At 69.1% G+C, this 18,892-nt stretch carries 16 protein-coding genes; 14 read left to right on the top strand and 2 right to left on the bottom strand.

Annotated elements, in window-relative coordinates:
* Positions 1–5: 5 nt before the first annotated feature.
* The 14 genes from K7G19_RS20140 to aceA all read left to right on the top strand — a co-directional run bounded on the left by K7G19_RS20140 (position 6) and on the right by aceA (position 17,140).
* Positions 6–1,103: a MaoC/PaaZ C-terminal domain-containing protein gene (locus K7G19_RS20140; protein ID WP_226108933.1), complete on the top strand. Its 1,098-nt coding sequence runs from the start codon at positions 6–8 to the stop codon at positions 1,101–1,103.
* A gap of 220 nt (positions 1,104–1,323) precedes the next feature.
* On the top strand, positions 1,324–3,912 hold the full coding sequence (gene clpB / locus K7G19_RS20145) for an ATP-dependent chaperone ClpB (protein WP_226108811.1): 2,589 nt from the start codon (positions 1,324–1,326) through the stop codon (positions 3,910–3,912).
* 538 nt (positions 3,913–4,450) lie between these two features.
* Entirely contained in the window at positions 4,451–5,458 is a 1,008-nt protein-coding gene (locus tag K7G19_RS20150) for a sulfate ABC transporter substrate-binding protein (RefSeq protein ID WP_149319073.1), read from the top strand.
* Between the two features lie 218 nt (positions 5,459–5,676).
* Positions 5,677–6,627 carry an EAL domain-containing protein gene (locus K7G19_RS20155; RefSeq protein WP_226108934.1) on the top strand — a complete coding sequence of 317 codons (951 nt, stop codon included), beginning with the start codon at positions 5,677–5,679 and terminating at the stop codon, positions 6,625–6,627.
* Positions 6,624–7,292: an alpha/beta hydrolase gene (locus tag K7G19_RS20160; RefSeq protein ID WP_226108813.1), complete on the top strand. Its 669-nt coding sequence runs from the start codon at positions 6,624–6,626 to the stop codon at positions 7,290–7,292. The genes K7G19_RS20155 and K7G19_RS20160 overlap by 4 nt, the downstream gene beginning before the upstream one ends.
* A gap of 160 nt (positions 7,293–7,452) precedes the next feature.
* A complete protein-coding gene (gene cysT / locus K7G19_RS20165) occupies positions 7,453–8,424 on the top strand; it encodes a sulfate ABC transporter permease subunit CysT (RefSeq protein ID WP_149319071.1) in 972 nt (323 codons plus the stop codon).
* A gap of 1 nt (position 8,425) precedes the next feature.
* A complete protein-coding gene (cysW, locus tag K7G19_RS20170; RefSeq protein ID WP_150084658.1) occupies positions 8,426–9,511 on the top strand; it encodes a sulfate ABC transporter permease subunit CysW in 1,086 nt (361 codons plus the stop codon).
* On the top strand, positions 9,508–10,707 hold the full coding sequence (locus K7G19_RS20175) for a sulfate/molybdate ABC transporter ATP-binding protein (protein ID WP_149319069.1): 1,200 nt from the start codon (positions 9,508–9,510) through the stop codon (positions 10,705–10,707). The genes cysW and K7G19_RS20175 overlap by 4 nt, the downstream gene beginning before the upstream one ends.
* Entirely contained in the window at positions 10,704–11,660 is a 957-nt protein-coding gene (locus K7G19_RS20180) for a CysB family HTH-type transcriptional regulator (RefSeq protein WP_226108815.1), read from the top strand. The genes K7G19_RS20175 and K7G19_RS20180 overlap by 4 nt, the downstream gene beginning before the upstream one ends.
* Before the next feature lie 426 nt (positions 11,661–12,086).
* Positions 12,087–13,286 carry a sensor histidine kinase gene (locus K7G19_RS20185; RefSeq protein ID WP_149319067.1) on the top strand — a complete coding sequence of 400 codons (1,200 nt, stop codon included), beginning with the start codon at positions 12,087–12,089 and terminating at the stop codon, positions 13,284–13,286.
* Between the two features lie 113 nt (positions 13,287–13,399).
* Positions 13,400–14,215, top strand: a complete 816-nt coding sequence (locus K7G19_RS20190; RefSeq protein WP_149319066.1) for a LytTR family DNA-binding domain-containing protein — start codon at positions 13,400–13,402, stop codon at positions 14,213–14,215.
* Between the two features lie 313 nt (positions 14,216–14,528).
* Positions 14,529–15,056, top strand: a complete 528-nt coding sequence (gene rraA, locus K7G19_RS20195) for a ribonuclease E activity regulator RraA (RefSeq protein WP_226108817.1) — start codon at positions 14,529–14,531, stop codon at positions 15,054–15,056.
* Between the two features lie 2 nt (positions 15,057–15,058).
* Positions 15,059–15,499 (top strand): gamma-glutamylcyclotransferase, encoded by a 441-nt coding sequence (locus K7G19_RS20200; RefSeq protein ID WP_226108818.1) that lies wholly within the window; start codon positions 15,059–15,061, stop codon positions 15,497–15,499.
* A 348-nt stretch (positions 15,500–15,847) separates the two neighbouring features.
* Positions 15,848–17,140 (top strand): isocitrate lyase, encoded by a 1,293-nt coding sequence (gene aceA / locus K7G19_RS20205; RefSeq protein WP_149319064.1) that lies wholly within the window; start codon positions 15,848–15,850, stop codon positions 17,138–17,140.
* Between the two features lie 80 nt (positions 17,141–17,220).
* Here the strand turns inward: aceA and K7G19_RS20210 are convergent, their stop codons facing one another.
* Both K7G19_RS20210 and K7G19_RS20215 read right to left on the bottom strand, forming a co-directional pair.
* Complete coding sequence (locus tag K7G19_RS20210; protein WP_149319063.1) at positions 17,221–17,655, bottom strand: universal stress protein; 435 nt, start codon at positions 17,653–17,655, stop codon at positions 17,221–17,223.
* A gap of 156 nt (positions 17,656–17,811) precedes the next feature.
* A complete protein-coding gene (locus tag K7G19_RS20215; RefSeq protein WP_149319062.1) occupies positions 17,812–18,762 on the bottom strand; it encodes a LysR family transcriptional regulator in 951 nt (316 codons plus the stop codon).
* Between the last annotated feature and the right edge of the window lie 130 nt (positions 18,763–18,892).

An 18,892-nucleotide genomic window follows, 5' to 3' on the forward strand; every position in this document is an offset into this window, starting at 1 on the left:
CCGCGGTGGGCGCCGCACCTACCACGCCCGCCGCGGCCGCCCCGATCCGCGTGCTGACGCAGCACGACTTCGACCGCTTCGCGCGCCTGTCGCGCGACGACAATCCGATCCACTGCGATCCCGCGTTTGCGCGCGGCACGCATTTCGGTGCGACCGTCGCGCACGGCATGCTGCTGTTCTCGCTGCTGTGCGCGCAGATGCAGCGAGGGCGAGCGGGGCCGGTGCTGCCGCTGGCGCAGACGCTGATGTTTCCGCAGCCCACCTACGTCGGCGACGGCGTGGTGGCGGAACTGGTGCCGGGGGAGGGCGCGGCCGGACGGATCGCGCTGCGCACCGCGATCCGCTGCGTGCAGCGCGGCGGCCGCGCGCTGGGGGCTCCGCCGTCGGCCACACTTTCGGCCCCGCTGTCGGCCCCGCTGTCAGCCCCACTTTCCGCCCCAGTTTCGGCCGCACTTCCGGCCCGGGAATCGGCACCGTTGTCGGCCACCTTTTCGGCCTCGCTGCCTGCTCATGAGGCGCCGGTCACGGCCAGCGGCGAGGCGGAACTGCTGCTCGATCCCGATGCCGCCGCGCTGACCGGGCCGCTGGTGGCGGGTGCCGACGCGGCGATCGCCGGCGACACGGCGCTGTACCACCTGCGGCCCGGGCAGCAGGCCGACGCGGAGCGCGCCTTCGAGGCAGCGGACATCGACGAGTACGTGGCGCTGAGCGAGGACGCCAATCCGCTCTACACGGACGCGGCGCTGGCCCGGCGCCGCGGCTTCGACGGCCCGGTGGTGCCGCTGCCGCTGCTGGCCGGCATGTTCTCCGACCTGCTCGGCACGCGCCTGCCGGGGCGCGGCACCGGCTGGATGAAGCAGTCGCTGCGGCTGCGGTCGGCGGCCCGGCTGGGCGAGCCGCTGCGGGCCACGGTGCGGATCGTGCGGCTGCGCGCCGACAAGGAGCTGGTCAATCTGGCCACCGACATCACGGGCGAGGGCGGCCGGCTGGTGCTGCAGGGCGAGGCGCTGGTGCTGGTGCGCAACCTGGAGCGCAAGCTCGCGGGCAGCGCCGCCCACCCTGCCGGCCCGGGGGAGGGCCGGCAGGCCGCGGCGTCGTCCTGATCCCTCCGCCGGCGCATCGCTTCCGCGTGCTCGTGCGCCGCTTGCGCGCTGCTTGCGCCACATCAAGCGACATCAAATACGCATCGTTTCGTCTTGAAATGTCACGGCAAAGCCCTATCTTCGGCAGTGACATCCGGTGTCCTGCCGGCCGCCGACGCGGTGCGTACCGACTGCGCCGCCGGGGCCGCCTCGGGACACGTATCCCAGAGAGGGTTTCCCCATGCGTCTTGACAAACTGACTACCCGATTCCAGGAAGCGCTGGCCGATGCCCAGACCCTGGCGATCGGCAACGACAACCAATACATCGAACCGCAGCATCTGCTGCGCGCGCTGCTGGCGCAGAACGACGGCTCGGCGCGCGCGCTGCTGTCGCGCGCCGGCGTCAACATCAACGGCCTGGCCAGCGCGCTCGACGCCGCCATCAAGCGGCTGCCGCAGGTGCAGGGCACCAGCGAGGTCCAGCTCGGCCGCGAGCTGGCGGCGCTGTTCAACGCCACCGAGAAGGAAGCGATCAAGCGCGGCGACCAGTTCGTCGCCAGCGAGCTGTTCCTGCTCGCGGTCGCCGACGACAAGGGCGAGACCGGCCGCATCGCGCGCGAGCACGGCATGAGCCGCAAGTCGCTGGAGGCGGCGATCGACGCCGTGCGCGGCGGCGAGTCCGTCAACAGCGCGGACGCCGAGGCCCAGCGCGAGGCGCTGAAGAAATACACGATCGACCTGACCGAGCGCGCCCGCCTGGGCAAGCTCGACCCGGTGATCGGCCGCGACGACGAGATCCGCCGCGCGATCCAGATCCTGCAGCGCCGCACCAAGAACAACCCGGTGCTGATCGGCGAGCCCGGCGTCGGCAAGACCGCGATCGTCGAAGGGCTGGCGCAGCGCATCGTCAACGGCGAGGTGCCCGAGTCGCTGAAGAACAAGCGCGTGCTGGTGCTCGACATGGCGGGCCTGCTGGCCGGCGCCAAGTATCGCGGCGAGTTCGAGGAACGGTTGAAGGCGGTGCTGTCCGATATCGCCAAGGACGAGGGCCAGACCATCGTCTTCATCGACGAGATCCACACGATGGTCGGCGCCGGCAAGGCCGAGGGCGCGATCGACGCGGGCAACATGCTCAAGCCCGCGCTGGCGCGCGGCGAGCTGCACTGCATCGGCGCGACCACGCTGGACGAGTACCGCAAGTACATCGAGAAGGATGCCGCGCTGGAGCGCCGCTTCCAGAAGGTGCTGGTCGACGAGCCGACGGTCGAGGCGACCATCGCGATCCTGCGCGGCCTGCAGGAAAAGTACGAGCTGCACCACGGTGTCGAGATCACCGACCCGGCCATCGTGGCCGCGGCCGAGCTGTCGCACCGCTATATCACCGACCGTTTCCTGCCCGACAAGGCGATCGACCTGATCGACGAGGCGGCCGCGCGCATCAAGATGGAAATCGACTCCAAGCCGGAGGAGATGGACAAGCTCGAGCGCCGCACGATCCAGCTGAAGATCGAGCGCGAGGCGGTCAAGAAGGAAACGGACGAGGCCTCGCGCAAGCGGCTCGAGCTGATCGAGCAGGAGATCGCGCGGCTCGAGAAGGAGTACGCCGACCTCGACGAAATCTGGAAGGCCGAGAAGGGCGCGGCCCAGGGCGCCGCCGCGCTGAAGGAGGAGATCGACAAGATCCGCCTCGAGATCGCGCGGCTGCAGCGCGAGGGCAAGCTCGACAAGGTCGCCGAGCTGCAGTACGGCCGGCTGCCGGAGCTCGAGGGCAAGCTCAAGGCCGCCACCGCGGCCGAGGCCAGCGAGCAGAAGCAGCCCAACCGGCTGCTGCGCACGCAGGTCGGCGCCGAGGAGATCGCCGAGGTGGTCAGCCGCGCGACCGGCATTCCGGTGGCCAAGATGATGCAGGGCGAGCGCGAGAAGCTGATCGCGATGGAGGACTACCTGCACAAGCGGGTGGTCGGCCAGGACGAGGCCGTGCGGCTGGTGTCCGACGCGATCCGCCGTTCGCGCGCGGGGCTGGCCGACGAGAACAAGCCGTATGGCTCGTTCCTGTTCCTGGGCCCGACCGGCGTCGGCAAGACCGAGCTGTGCAAGGCGCTGGCCGAGTTCCTGTTCGACTCGGAAGAGCACCTGATCCGCATCGACATGAGCGAATTCATGGAGAAGCACAGCGTGTCGCGGCTGATCGGCGCGCCGCCGGGCTATGTCGGCTACGAGGAAGGCGGCTACCTGACCGAGGCGGTGCGGCGCAAGCCGTATAGCGTGGTGCTGCTCGACGAGGTCGAGAAGGCCCACCCGGACGTGTTCAACGTGCTGCTGCAGGTGCTCGACGACGGCCGGCTGACCGATGGCCAGGGGCGCACCGTGGACTTCAAGAACACGGTGATCGTGATGACCTCGAACCTGGGCTCGCAGATCATCCAGCAGATGAGCGGCGAACCGCACGAGGCCATCAAGGGCGCCGTGTGGCAGGAGGTCAAGACGCAGTTCCGGCCGGAGTTCCTGAACCGCATCGACGAAGTGGTGGTGTTCCACGCGCTCGACCAGAAGCACATCGAGTCGATCGCGAAGATCCAGCTGCAGCGCCTGCAGTCGCGCCTGGCCCGCATGGACATGGCGCTGGAAGTCAGCGACGCCGCCCTGGAGCGCATCGCCAGCGCGGGCTACGATCCGGTGTTCGGCGCGCGGCCGCTCAAGCGCGCGATCCAGCAGCAGATCGAAAACCCGGTGGCGCGGCTGATCCTGGAAGGCAAGTTCGCCGCCAAGGATGTCGTGCCGGTGGACTACCAGAACGGCGAGTTCACGTTTGGGCGGGTGGTGCATTGAGAAAGAGGTGGCGCGGCGCATCTCTGGCGCTTGCGCCACGACGGCGCCCGTTCTTGACCTGCGTCAAGGCGCCGTTGCTTCCTTGCCCCTAACATCGACCCTGTCATGAAGCTGCGGGGGCGCACTTCATGACTTGTCTACCCGTTTCCAACCTGGAAACTTGACCCGCGGTGCTCCCGTACCGCGGGTTTTTTCTTTTGGGTGCGTCCGCTGGCCGTCATCGCCCAGTCGGTCATAGCGCCCTCATTGCCCCCCGTCATAACCCGCGTAATGACCGGCGTCATAACCTGCGTCATAACCCCGTCGTAGCCGCCGTCATTGCGCCCGTCATTGCGGCCGTCATTGCCCCCGTGGCGGCCGCCGTCATTGCCGCCGCCACGGTCCTCCCGCCGCCTTATGCGAAAAACGTGCTTGGATCGGCGAAACCATTCGTTCCTTGTCGCCTTGCCCGCCGGTAGCCTCGATGCTGTCGCGATGGCCCATGCATGCCGTCGCGCATGCCAGCCTTGTTTTTTCCGACGGACGGGAGCCCTTGAAGATGATTCGCCAGTTGGCCATTGCGGCCGCAGTGTTGTCCCTTGCCGGCGCGGCCGGTCTCGCGCATGCCCAAACGACCCTGTTGAACGTGTCCTACGACCCCACGCGCGAGCTGTATGTCGACGTGAATGCCGCCTTCGCCAAGGCCTGGAAGGCCAGGGGCGGCGACAACGTGACGATCCGCCAGTCGCACGGCGGCTCGGGCAAGCAGGCGCGCTCGGTGATCGACGGGCTGGAGGCGGACGTGGTCACGCTGGCGCTCGGCTACGACGTCGATGCGGTGGCGCAGAAGGGCCTGATCAAGCCGGACTGGCAGAAGCGGCTGCCGCACAACGCCTCGCCCTATACCTCGACCATCGTGTTCCTGGTGCGCAAGGGCAATCCGAAGAACATCCGCGACTGGAGCGACCTGGTCAAGCCGGGCGTGCAGGTCATCACGCCCAACCCGAAGACCTCCGGCGGCGCCCGCTGGAACTATCTGGCGGCCTGGGGCTATGCGCTGCGCCAGCCGGGCGGCAACGAAGCCAAGGCGCGGGATTTCGTCGCCCAGCTGCTGAAGAACGTGCCGGTGCTGGACTCCGGCGCGCGCGGCGCGACCACGACCTTCGTCGAGCGCGGCATCGGCGATGTGCTGATCGCCTGGGAGAACGAGGCGCTGCTGGCGATCAAGGAGCTCGGCCCGGACAAGTTCGATATCGTCGCGCCGTCCGTATCGATCCTGGCCGAGCCGCCGGTCGCGGTGGTCGACAAGGTGGTCGACAAGCGCGGCACGCGCCGCGCCGCCGAGGCCTATCTGCAATTCCTCTATACCGACGAAGGCCAGGAGATCGCCGCGCGCAATTACTACCGGCCGATCTCGCAGAAGATCGCGGCCAAGTACGCGTCGGCCTTCCCGCAGGTGAAGCTGTTCACCATCGACGAGGTGTTCGGCGGCTGGCAGAAGGCGCAGCAGGCCCACTTCGCCGACGGCGGCACCTTCGACCAGGTCTATCAGCCTGGCCGGCGCTGAGCCGCGGGACGGGAGCATTCATGAGCCCAGCCGGCACCCAACGCGGCATCGATCGCGGCATCGATCGTGGCACCGATCGTGGCAGCGAGCGAGGCACCGACCGTGGCGCGCTCGGCCGTCGCGCTCCCGCCGATGGACGGCCGCTCGCGGAGGCGGGCGGCATTCGGGATCTTGAACGGTGCGCCGGCGCGCGGTTCGACGCGGCCGGCGCGCCGCCGATACCGGCCGACGCGCCGCCGCTTCCGGCCGCGCTGGCCCGCTATCTCGAGGCGCTGCCGGCGCGGCCCGAGCCCGGCTATTCGCTGTGGCGCGACGCGCGCGGCCAGGTGCAGGGGCGCTTTCACCATTGCTCGCTGACCAGCGCGTTCGCGCCGCTGATCGCGCTGGCCGACCGCCGCGTGATCGGCCATGAAGGCACCATCCGGACGTACGCAGGCGAGCAGCCGGGACTGGCCGCGTGGAAGCTGTTCGCGCTGGCGGCCGACGACGCCTCGCTGGTCGCGCTCGACCGGCTGTCGCGGCTGCTGCATGCGATCAACTACGTGGCCGCGGGCGGCACGGGGCGGCTGGTGCTGAACGTGCACAACCGCCTGCTGGCGGCGGTGGCCGACGACCATGGCGCGGCGTTCCGGCGCGCGGTGCAGGCGCTGGACCTGCCGCAATCGCAGCTGGTGATCCAGGTGCCGGCCAGCGCCAACGACAACCTGCCGCTGCTGCTGCAGGTCGTGGGCAACTACCGGCGCAACGGCTTCGCCGTCAGCCTGCAGGCGTCAGACCCGGCCGAGGCGGGCGTGCTGATCGCGCAGGCGCGGCCGGACTGGCTCAAGCTCGATATGGGCCGGCTGTGGACCGACCGCCAGCTGGCCGGCCTGCGCGCCAGCGCCTTTGAGGCCGGCGTGACGCTGATCGGCCGCCGGCTCGACAGCGCCGAGACCGCGCTGCGGCTGCAGGCGGCCGGTATCGAACTGGGGCAGGGCACCCATGCCGGCGCGACGCTCGGCCCGGGCGAGTTGCGGCGCGCGGGGCGCCTGCCGTGCGGCCCGGACTCGTGCCGCGCCGACTCGCACCACGCCGACTCATGCCGCCCCGACTCGGACCGCCCCGACTCGGACCGCGCCGACCCACACCACGCCGATTCGCGCCACGAAGACCAGGAGGAACCGAGATGACGTCGCATCTGCCGTCCCATGCCGCCGAAATCGAGCTCGAGGTCCCATCGGGGCTCGGCATCCTGACCGTGCCCGGGCTGCACGGCAGCGGCCCCGAGCACTGGCAGAGCCGTTGGGAACGCCGCTTCCCCGACTGGCAGCGCGTCGAGCAGCGCGACTGGTCGCGCCCGAGCCTGCATCTGTGGGCGGACCGGGTGGGCGACGCCGTCGCGCGGGTGCGGCGGGTGGCGCCGCGCGGCGCGGTGCTGGTGGCCCACAGCTTCGGCTGCCTGGCGACGCTGCGGCACGCGGCCAACGACCCCGATGGCATCGCCGGCGCCCTGTTGGTCGCCCCGGCCGATCCCGACAAGTTCGGCGTCGCGCCGCTGCTGCCGGCCTACCGGCTGCCGTTTCCGACGCTGCTGGTGGCAAGCCGCAACGATCCCTGGATGGCGCAGCGCACCGCCTTCACCTGGGGCACGCTGTGGGGCAGCGAGCTGCACGACGCGGGCAGTCTCGGCCACATCAACGCCGATTCGGGCCTCGGCCGCTGGCCGGAAGGGCTGGGATTGCTCGGCACGCTGCTGCAAAGGATCGACACCCGGCGCCGCGGACGCCCTCACGATCAGCACGGCACGGCGTGGGAAGCCGGGCTCGAAGTGATCCCGACCGTCCCATATATCTGAATCGACTAAAGACATGCGTAAATATTCGTTCTGGATATAAGCGCTGCTCTGCACAATCTATTGGTCCCGCCGCCGGCGCCGCACTGACGCGCCGGCGGCCCCCAACGTGCGTCCCGCGTGGCGCGCATCGTCGCCGTCGGCGGCTTTCGAACCAGACACCATGCCTGCCACCCTGCCATTGACCGATACCGTGCCAGCGGCGCCGACCTTTCCGCGGCGCCTGCCCGGCCCGCTGCGCGCCCGCCCGACGGTGCTGCCGGGCTTCGGCCTGTCGCTCGGCTTCACGCTGCTGTATCTGACGCTGATCGTGCTGATTCCGCTGGCGGCCGCCTTCCTGAAGGCATTCACGCTGAGCTGGGACAGCTTCTGGGCGATCGTCACGGCGCCGCGCGTGCTGGCCGCCTACAAGCTGAGCTTCGGCGCCTCGCTGATCGCGGCGCTGGTCAATACCGTGTTCGGGCTGGTGGTGGCCTGGGTGCTGGTGCGCTACCGCTTTCCCGGCCGGCGCCTGGTCGATGCGCTGGTCGATCTGCCGTTCGCGCTGCCGACCGCGGTGGCCGGCATCGCGCTGACCGCGCTGTTTGCCGGCAACGGCTGGATCGGCCGCTGGCTCGAGCCGCTGGGCATCAAGGTCGCCTTCACCCCGCTGGGCGTGGTGATCGCGCTGACCTTCATTGGGCTGCCGTTCGTCGTGCGCACCGTGCAGCCGGTGCTGGAGGAACTCGAGCGCGAGCTGGAAGAGGCCGCGGCCAGCCTTGGCGCGACCCGCTGGCAGACCTTCCGGCGCGTGATCGTGCCGGCGATCGCGCCGGCGCTGCTGACCGGGTTTGCTCTGGCCTTCGCCCGCGCCACCGGCGAGTACGGCTCGGTCGTCTTCATCAGCGGCAACATGCCGATGGTGTCCGAGATCGCGCCGCTGATGATCTACGCCAAGCTCGAGCAGTACGACTATGCCGGCGCGACCGCGGTGGCGGTGGTAATGCTGCTGATCTCGTTCGCCTTGCTGCTGCTGATCAACGGGCTGCAGGCCTGGTCGCGGCGCCGCCAGAACGGCGGTCGCCAGGCCCCGGCGCAGGCGCGCGACGACGCGGCCGACTCCTCCCGTGCGCTGACCGCTGCCGGAGACTTCTGAGATGGCCGCGACGATTCCTCTGGGCGCCGCCCGCGCGCTGCCGCCCGGGCGCCTGCATGACGCCACCGCCGAGGCGCCGTGGGTGCGCCGCGCGCTGATCGCGCTGGCCGCGCTGTTCCTGACGCTGTTCCTGTTCGTGCCGCTGGCCGCGGTGTTCTACGAGGCGCTGCGCCAGGGTTTGCACGCCTACTGGAACGCGCTGGTCGAGCCCGACGCGCTGTCCGCGATCCGCCTGACGCTGACCGTCGCGGCGATCGCGGTGCCGCTGAACCTGGTGTTCGGCGTCGCCGCGGCCTGGGCCATCGCCAAGTTCGAATTTCCCGGCAAGAGCCTGCTTACCACGCTGATCGACCTGCCGTTCTCGGTCTCGCCGGTGATCTCGGGCCTGATCTATGTGCTGCTGTTCGGCGCGCAGGGCTGGCTTGGTCCGTGGCTGGCCGAGCACGACATCCGCATCCTGTTCGCGGTGCCGGGCATCGTGCTGGCGACCGTCTTCGTGACCTTTCCCTTCGTCGCCCGCGAACTGATTCCGCTGATGCAGGCGCAGGGCACGGAGGAAGAGGAGGCCGCCATCGTGCTGGGCGCCTCGGGCTGGCAGACCTTCTGGCGCGTGACGCTGCCCAATATCCGCTGGGGCCTGCTGTACGGCGTGATCCTGTGCAATGCGCGGGCGATGGGCGAGTTCGGCGCGGTGTCGGTGGTGTCCGGCCATATCCGCGGGCTGACCAACACGATGCCGCTGCACGTCGAGATTCTCTACAACGAATACAACTTCGTCGCCGCCTTCGCGGTGGCCTCGCTGCTGACGCTGCTGGCCCTGCTGACGCTGGCGATCAAGACACTGGTCGAATTCCGGACGCGGCGGGAGCTGGGCGAGGCGAGCGAAGAGGCCGTGCCGGCCGCTTCGGCTGCCTCGCCAGCATCGGCGGTATCGGCGGCAACGTCCGCAGCGGCCGCACGCCCGGCCACGTTGCACGCGCATGCCCCCTCGTTCGGTGGGGAATCCGCGCGCGACGGGCACCCCGCCAAGGTACGCGGCCCGGCCGCCGCGGCCGACGCGCAAGACAGCTTGGGATGGACATCATGAGCATTCAGGTAAGGCATCTGCACAAACAGTTCGGCGATTTCGTCGCGCTGGACGACGTCTCGCTCGATTTCGCCGAAGGCGAGTTGACCGCGCTGCTGGGACCTTCCGGCTGCGGCAAGACGACGCTGCTGCGCGTGATCGCGGGGCTCGAGCGCGCCGACCGCGGGCAGGTGCTGCTGGAAGGCCAGGATGCGACGGGGCAGCCGGTGCGCCAGCGCCAGGTCGGCTTCGTGTTTCAGCACTACGCGCTGTTCCGCCATATGACGGTGTTCGAGAACGTCGCCTTCGGCCTGCGCGTCAAGCCGCGCGGCGAGCGGCCGAGCGAGGCGCAGATCCGCGAGCGCGTGCGCGCGCTGCTGGAGTTGGTGCAGCTGGACTGGCTGGCCGACCGCTATCCGCCGCAGCTGTCCGGCGGCCAGCGCCAGCGCATCGCGCTGGCCCGCGCGCTGGCGGTCGAGCCGCGCGTGCTGCTGCTGGACGAACCGTTCGGCGCGCTCGACGCCAAGGTCCGCAAGGAACTGCGGCGCTGGCTGCGGCGCCTGCACGACGAACTGCATGTGACCAGCGTCTTCGTCACGCACGACCAGGAGGAGGCGCTGGAGGTGGCCGACCGCGTGGTGCTGATGCAGCGCGGCCGCGTCGAGCAGGTGGGCTCGCCGCAGGCGGTCTACGAGCATCCGGCCACGCCGTTCGTGTTCGGCTTCCTGGGCCATGTCAATCGCATTCACGGGCGGCTCGAGCGCGGGACCGATGGCGGGGCGCTGCGTAGCGGGGCGGCGCTGCTGTCGCTGTCCGATGGTCTGGGCGACGACGGCCTGGGCTCGGTCGACGAGGCCGAGGGCGCCGAGGCGATCGGCTACGTCCGTCCGCACGAGGTCGAGCTGGAGCGCTATGCGCCCGGCGCCGAAGGCATCGTCGCGACGCTGCGGCGTGCGCTGGCGCTCGGACCGGTCGCGCAGCTGGAACTGGAGCGCGAGGACAACCGCGAGCTGATCGAGGTCGTGCTGCCGCTGGAGCGCTTCCAGCGCGACGGCTATCGCGAGGGCGAGCTGCTGGCGGCGCGGCCGCGGCGCATGCGCGTGTTCGCGGGCGGGCAGGGCGTGCGGCAGGCGGGCCGAGGTTCGGCACAAGCGGCGGCACAAGCGGCGACGCAAGCGGCGGCGCAAGCGTCTGCACAGGCAGGAGCGGCCCGATGAACTTCCAGCAACTACGATCGATCCGAGAGGCGGTGCGCCGCCAGTTCAACCTGACCGAGGTCGCCAACGCGCTGTACACCTCGCAGCCGGGCGTGTCGCGCCAGATCCGCGAACTCGAGGAAGAGCTGGGCGTCGAGATCTTCGAGCGCTACGGCAAGCGGCTGACCGGGCTGACCGCGCCGGGCCGCGAGATCGTCCGCATCGTCGAGCGTCTGCTGCTCGAGGCGGAGAACCTGCGCCAGGCGGGCGACGAATTCGCCGGCCGCCATACCGGCCGGCTGACGGTAGCCACCACGCATACGCAGGCCCGCTATGCGCTGCCGAAGGTCGTCACGGAATTCCGCCGCGCCTATCCGCACGTCACGCTGGCGCTGCAGGAGGCCTCGCCCAACCATATCGTCGAGCTGCTGCTGTCGGGGCAGGCCGATATCGGCATCGCCACCGAGGCGCTGGCGAGCGAGCCGTCGCTGACCGCGTTCGACGCCTACACCTGGCGCCATGTGCTGGTGGTCGCGCCGGACCACCCGCTGACGCGGCTGCCCGAGCCGACGCTGGAGGACCTGGCCGGTTTTCCGATCATCACCTACGACGCGGGCTTTACCGGCCGGCGCAAGATCGACAGCGCCTTCGCGCAGGCCGGCCTGCAGCCGGAGATCGTGCTGACCGCGCTCGATGCCGACGTGATCAAGACGTATGCGGAGCTCGATCTCGGCGTCGGCATCATCGCCTCGATGGCCTACGATCCGCGCAAGGACAGCGGGCTGGTGCGGATCGCGGCCGATCATCTGTTCGCGTCGAACACCACCAGCGTGGCGGTGCGCCGCGGCGCCTATCTGCGCGGCTATGCGCATGCCTTCATCCAGCTGTTCGCGCCGCAGCTGTCCGAGCAGGCGGTCAGCAGCGCGCTGGCCGAGGGCGGCAGCTTCGGGGCGCTGACGGCCGAGGCTGCGTAGGCTTGCGCACGAAGCCGGCATCGCGGCGCCGCCGCATGCTGGCTCTTCTTCGGCGCCGCGCGATCGCCGCGGTGCATCGTTGCATTGCCTCGCGATGCCGTCGCGCGGCCGCATCCACTTCGGACCCGGCAGCGGCCCCTTCGCGCCGCTGGTCGCCCGTTCGTCGCATCCGGGTTTCATTCGCGCCGTGACCCGGGTTACATTACGCGCACGGACACGGGATGCGTACCGATGCAGCGGCCGCCAGCCATGCTGCACCGCATCGCCGGTCATCCCGTGCCGCATGCGATCCGCCTCCGAGCTGGCGAATGCCGCGGTTGGGGGCCGCACCGCCGCATGGAACGTCGGCGGGTCGCGGCTAGAATGAGGCAATGGTCCCTCCCCACACCCGCGTCGCCGAGGTGGCGGTGGAAGGACGGAGGCGACATGAGATCGACGCACCGCTGTTTCACCCACGCCATTCCTTCCCGCCTGACGCTGCTGGGGCGCGACCTGGTGTTCGTGCTGGTCATGAATGGCGTGATCGCGGTCAGCCTCACCTGGGGCTTCCAGACCGGCGGCACCTTCCTGAAGAACTTCGTCTATAGCCAGCTGATCGGCCTGTCGATCTGGGCGCTGATCGATATCCCGCGCGTGGTGATCTGGCGCAACGAACGCCCGGCGGGCTGGCCTTTCATCCTGCTGGCGATCGCCGCGGTGCCGCTCGGCGTGCTGTTCGGCAGCTGGGCGACGCGGATGGTGTTGGACCTGCCGCCCAAGTCGATGGAAGAGGCCAACGACATGCTGCGCATGTGCCTGGTGGTCGGGATGCTGGCGGCGACCAGCATGATCTACTTCTACTGGTCGCGCGAGCGCCTGGCCTTCCTGCAGCGCCAGGCCGCGCTCGACGCGCTGCAGCGCGAGGAGGCCGAGAAGCAGCTGGTGCGCGCGCAGCTGATGGCGCTGCAGGCGCAGATCGAACCGCACTTCCTGTTCAACTCGCTGGCCCACCTGGACGGCCTGATCGCCACCGATCCGCATGCCGCGCGCAAGCTGCTGCAGGGGCTGATCGGCTTCCTGCGGCGCTCGCTGGCCCACACCCGCGCGGAACAATGCACGCTGCAGCAGGAATTCGCGCTGCTGCGCAGCTATCTCGATATCCAGGGGCTGCGCTTCGGCCAGCGCCTGTCCTATCAGTTCGATCTGCCCGACGATCTGGCCGAGGTCGAGATTCCGCCGATGCTGATCCAGCCGCTGGTCGAGAACGCCGTCACGCATGGCATCGAGCCCTGCATGGCGGGCGGGCGCATTACCGTGTCGGCGCGCGCGCAGGGCGAGAACGCCGTGCAGGTGTCGATCGCCGATACCGGCGTCGGCTTCGCGCAGGCGCCGGTCAAGGGCTCGGGCCTGGGGCTGACGCATGTGCGCGAACGCCTGGCGCGGATCTTCGGCGCCGCCGCCACGATGCAGATCGAGGAGAACGTGCCCAGCGGCGTGGTGGTGCGGCTGACCGTGCCGGTCACGCGCAAGCCCGTCCAGCAGGGCGTCGCCGCGCCGGCCGCCACATGCGGGACGGCGCAGGCCGGCGCCGGCGCGGCGGTGCCCGTGCCGCCCGTGCCGGCTGCCTCCGCCGCGGCGCGGTCCTGATACCGATATCGCGAGGCCTGCGGACTGTCGCCGCGGGCCCGCCCCGTTTCGTTACCGCTGACGGTCCGCCGACGACCGTCGATGATCCCCGATCGACTGCCACCGACTCCACGATGACGCCGACCCTGCTGATTGCCGACGACGAACCGCTCCTTGCCCGCGTGTTGCATGCCGAATTGTCCAGCCTGTGGCCGGAGGCGCAGATCGTCGCGACCGTGCATGACGGGGTGTCGGCGCTCGAAGCGGTGCGCCAGCACGCGCCGCGCGTCGCCTTTCTCGATATCCGGATGCCGGGCATCACCGGCATGGAGGTGGCGCGCGACCTGCTGGGCAAGCCCGGCGCGCCGCTGGTGGTGTTCGTCACCGCCTACGACCAGTTCGCGCTGGAGGCCTTCGAGAGCGCCGCCGTCGACTACGTGCTCAAGCCGATCCAGCGCGAGCGGCTGGAGGCGACCGTGAACCGGCTGAAGACGCGGCTGGCGATGCCGCCGCAGACGATGGACGGCAGCGCCTCGGCGGGCGCGCTCGAAGGCGAGCGGCTGGAGCAGTTGCTGAACCGGCTCGAGGCGCTGGACCGCGACACCATCGCGCGCACCGGCGGGCCGTACCTGCGCTTCATCAAGGCCCTGGTCGGCCAGGAGGTGCGGATCATCCCGGTCGACGAGGTGATCTACCTCGAGGCCACCGACAAGTACGTCAACGTGGTGTCCAGCAGCGGCGAGGCGCTGATCCGCACCAGCCTGCGCGAGCTGACCCAGCAGCTCGATCCGGACCGCTTCTGGCAGATCCATCGCGGCACGGTGGTCAACATCGACTGCGTCGCCGCCGCGGTCAACCAGTCGCTCGGGCGGCTCACGCTGAAGTTGCGCAATCGCCCCGAGACGCTGGCGGTGGCGCGGCAGTACGCGTATCTGTTCAAGCAGATGTAAGGGCTGTTGGGGGGTGCGCCGGCGCGGGCCTTGCGTCGGCCTTCTCCGGCCTTCGGCCTTCTCCGGCCTTCGGCCTTCTCCGGCCTTCGGCCTTCTCCGGCCTCCCGCGCGCGCTTCCTTCGGAGCTTCTGCCCGGCCTTCCGCGCGGACTTCCTTCCGCGCTTCTGCCCGGTCTTCCCCCGCTCGTTTTCCACTATGATGCTTCGGTTGCGCCGCACCATCGGGCGCACCCGGGCATCGCGCCCATCTTCGCGTTTTTCGCTTTGTCCGCTTTTTCCCCTTTGTTTCCCTGCTGATCGAGGAGTGAATTGCCATGGATTTCGCCACCACCGACCTTTGCGACGATCACGAGGCACGCCTGGCCGACGGCTCGCTGCGCGTGCTGACGCCGGGCTGGCAGGCCTTCGGCAAGCGCGCGCGCTTCGCCGGCCCCGCCATGACGCTGAAGGTGTTCGAGGACAACTCGCTGGTGCGCGAGGCGCTCGAGTCGCCGGGACAGGGCAGGGTGCTGGTGGTCGACGCCGGCGGCTCGGCGCGCTGCGCGCTGGTCGGCGGCAATCTCGGCCAGCTGGGCGAGAAGAACGGCTGGGCCGGCATCGTGCTGAACGGCTATGTGCGCGACACCGTCGAGCTCAACGATTGCGACATCGGCATCCGCGCGCTGGGCGTGCATCCGCGCAAGAGCGAGAAGCGCAACAGCGGGCAGCGCGACGTCGCGCTGCAGATGCCGGGTGCGGTAGTGCGTCCGGGCAACTGGATCTACGTCGACGAGGACGGCGTGCTGGTGTCGGACGTCGACCTGGCGAGCCCGGTGAGCGCGGTGAGCGCGAAGCAGGGCTGACGATGGCGCTGGTGTTCGTCTATGGCACCTTGCGCGCCGGCGAGGTCAACGACCTGAACGAGGCGGCGCGCCGCCATGGCCTGCCGGCGCCGCGGCTGGTCGGCAGCGGCAGCGTGCCGGGGCGGCTCTACGACTTCGGCAGCTATCCGGGCTATGTGCCGGCGGCGCTTGAGCCGGACAGCGCTGGCCTGCCCGGCGGTCCGCGCGTGGTCGGGGACATCTACGAGATCGACGAGGCCCTGATTCCCGTGCTCGACGAGATCGAGGAGGTCTATCCGGGCCAGGCGACGCTGTTCGTGCGCACCGAGCAGGAGGTGGCATGCGCCGATGGCAAGCGGCGCTGCCTGCTCTATCCGGTCGGCGCGGAGGCGGTGCGCAGCCTGCCGGAGATCGAAGGCGGCGACTGGGTGGCCTACCGGCGCGCCCGGGTTGCGGCCGGCTGAACCGCCCGACAGCGCTTGCACACAATTTCACGATGCGGAAAGACGTTTTGGTCCGCAAAAATACATGGATGCGTGGCACAACGGTCGTTTCTCATGATGGGAAAGGTCTTGCCGCATCGTGAAATGTTTTCGATAAACTACTGAAATATAAGGATAAAAAATCTGCGGCGCATGCCGCATCGAGCCTTGTTGCGTCGCGGGACGCTTCTCTACACTCTTATATAAGACATATGACTTGCGGCGCAGCCGGAACGCTGAAACCGGCACCCGGTGCCCCAGGTCGGCAGACCGGCTCCCCCTCCGGTCGCGTCGCACAGATTTGCCGAACCCCATCAACAGGAGAGTGACATGTCCCGCGAAATCGAAGCACAAAAGCTCAAGCAAGACTGGGAAACCAACCCGCGCTGGAAGGGCATCAGCCGCCACTACACCGCCGAGGACGTGGTGCGCCTGCGCGGCTCGGTCCAGATCGAGCACACGCTGGCCCGCCGCGGTGCCGAGAAGCTGTGGCATCTGCTCAATACCGAGCCGTTCGTCAACACGCTGGGCGCGCTGACCGGCAACCAGGCGATGCAGCAGGTCAAGGCCGGCCTGAAGGCGATCTATCTGTCGGGCTGGCAGGTCGCCGGCGACGCCAACCTGGCCGGCGAGATGTATCCGGACCAGTCGCTGTATCCGGCCAACTCGGTGCCGCAGGTGGTCAAGCGCATCAACAACACCTTCCAGCGTGCCGACCAGATCCAGTGGAGCGAAGGCAAGGGCGACATCGATTTCTTCGCGCCGATCGTGGCGGACGCGGAAGCGGGCTTCGGCGGCGTGCTGAACGCCTTCGAGCTGATGAAGGCGATGATCGAAGCGGGCGCCGCCGGCGTGCACTTCGAAGACCAGCTGGCCTCGGTCAAGAAGTGCGGCCACATGGGCGGCAAGGTGCTGGTGCCGACCCGCGAGGCCGTCGCCAAGCTGACCGCCGCGCGTCTGGCCGCCGACGTGATGGGCGTGCCGACGCTGGTGATCGCCCGTACCGACGCGGAAGCGGCCGATCTGCTGACCTCGGACATCGACGATCGCGACAAGCCGTTCTGCACCGGCGAGCGCACCGTCGAAGGCTTCTACCGCACCAAGGCCGGCATCGAGCAGTCGATCGCACGCGCGCTGGCCTATGCGGAAGTGGCCGACCTGGTCTGGTGCGAAACCGGCAAGCCGGATCTGGAATTCGCCAAGAAGTTCGCCGAGGCGGTGCACGCCAAGTACCCGGGCAAGCTGCTGGCCTACAACTGCTCGCCGTCGTTCAACTGGAAGAAGAACCTGGACGACGCCACCATCGCCAAGTTCCAGAAGGAGCTGGGCGCGATGGGCTACAAGTTCCAGTTCATCACGCTGGCCGGCTTCCACTCGCTGAACTACTCGATGTTCAACCTGGCCTACGGCTATGCGCGCAACCAGATGAGCGCGTTCGTCGAACTGCAGGAAGCCGAGTTCAAGGCGGCCGAGAAGGGCTTCACCGCGGTCAAGCACCAGCGCGAAGTCGGCACCGGCTACTTCGACGCGGTCACGCAGACCATCGAAGGCGGCCAGTCGTCGACCACCGCGCTGAAGGGCTCGACCGAGGACGAGCAGTTCTTCGACAAGAAGGTGGCTTGATGTAGTGGGTTCTCCCTCTCCGTCTCCCTCTCCCGATGGCGGGAGAGGGAGAGGGGAAGGGGTTCAGCGAAGGTGCTGCCTTACCGGTAGACGATCACCGGAATATCGGTATGCGTCAGCACCTTCTGCGTCTCGCTGCCGAGCAGCAGGCCGGACAGGCCGCGGCGGCCGTGCGAGGCCATGAAGATCACGTCGCAGCCATGCCGTTCGGCCGCGTCGATGATGCCCAGATAGGGCACCGCGAAGGTCGACATATCGGTGTCGCAAGGCACACCGGCCGCGGTCGCGGCGGTTTCGACCTCCTTCAGATAGATGCGCGCCTGCGCCTCGATGCGGTCCTTGAAGGCCTGCGGGGCCTCGACCACGATTTCGCTGAAGGGCGTGTACGGATATTCCTCGAGACAGACATAGGCCGTGACCCGGGCGCCGATGGCCCTGGCCAGTTCGATGCCGCCGTCGATCGCTTTCTTGGACAGCTCCGAACCGTCAGTGGGGAGCAGGATGTGCTTGAACATGGCCGATCTCCTTGCGATGAGTCCAAAGGCATACCCGAGGGGCACCGGAAGCGGGCGGACAACGGGCGGACAAAACCGGGCCCGCGCTGACTTCATTGTAGCCAGTGTGGCGGCTAATGCATCGCGGGCGAACCCTTGCCCGATCGTCGTGCCGGATCAGGCACCGACCGGCTCGTCGGCAGCGGGCAGCGGCGCCTGTTCGCCCCGGCGCCAGTAGGCGGGGTTGCCGTAGGTGTTCTTCAGATGATCGATAAACAGCCGCACCCGCAACGGCAGATGCTTGCGCTGCGGAAACACCGCATGGATGCCGATCGGCGGCGCCTGGAACTCATCGAGCACCGTCACGAGGCGCCCGGTCGCGATCTCGTGGCCGACCTCCCACCACGAGCGCCACGCCAGCCCGTGTCCTTGCAGACACCAGGCATGCAGCACCGCGCCGTCGGTGCATTCCATATTGCCGCCGACCTTGACCGTGACCGGCCGCCCGTCCTGCTGGAACACCCAGCCGCGCTGCACGTTGGCGCTGGCCCCGAAGGCCAGGCAGTTGTGCGCGGCGAGTTCCTCCGGCAGCTGCGGCGTGCCGCGCCGCGCCAGATACGAGGGCGCCGCCACCACCACGCGGCGGTTCTCGGCCAGCCGGATCGACACCAGGCTCGAATCGGGCAGGTCGCCCAGGCGAATCGCGCAATCGAAGCCCTCGTTGACCAGGTCGACCACGCGGTCCGACAGGTCCAGCGTGATGGTCACGTCCGGATGCGACTCGATGAACAGCGGCACCACCGGCGCCACGTGCTTGCGGCCGAAGCCCGCCGGTGCCGTCACGCGCAGATGGCCGCTGGCCTTGACGCCGCCCGCCGACACGCTGGCCTCGGCGTTCTGCAGATCGTTCAGGATGCGCTGGCAGTCTTCCAGGAAGGCCGAGCCCTCGAAGGTCAGCGTGATCTTGCGGGTGGTGCGCACCAGCAGCTTGACGCCCAGCCGTTCCTCGAGCGCGTCGATGCGGCGGCCGATGATGGCCGGCGCGACGCCCTCGGCGGTGGCGGCCGCGGACAGGCTGCCGCGCGAGGCGACCGAGACGAAGGTCGCCAGTTGCTTGAAATGATCCACGTGTCCCCGACGGTTTGCGGCTGCCCGGACACAAAGCGATCTTGGCGATACGTGCCGGTCAGCGGATGGCAGGGTCGGAGCCGATATTGGTTTCGGATCTTCCGACGGTTCGCCAAGATTAGTAGGGCAA

The organism is Cupriavidus sp. DB3 (assembly GCF_020418465.1).
GTDB lineage: Bacteria > Pseudomonadota > Gammaproteobacteria > Burkholderiales > Burkholderiaceae > Cupriavidus > Cupriavidus cauae.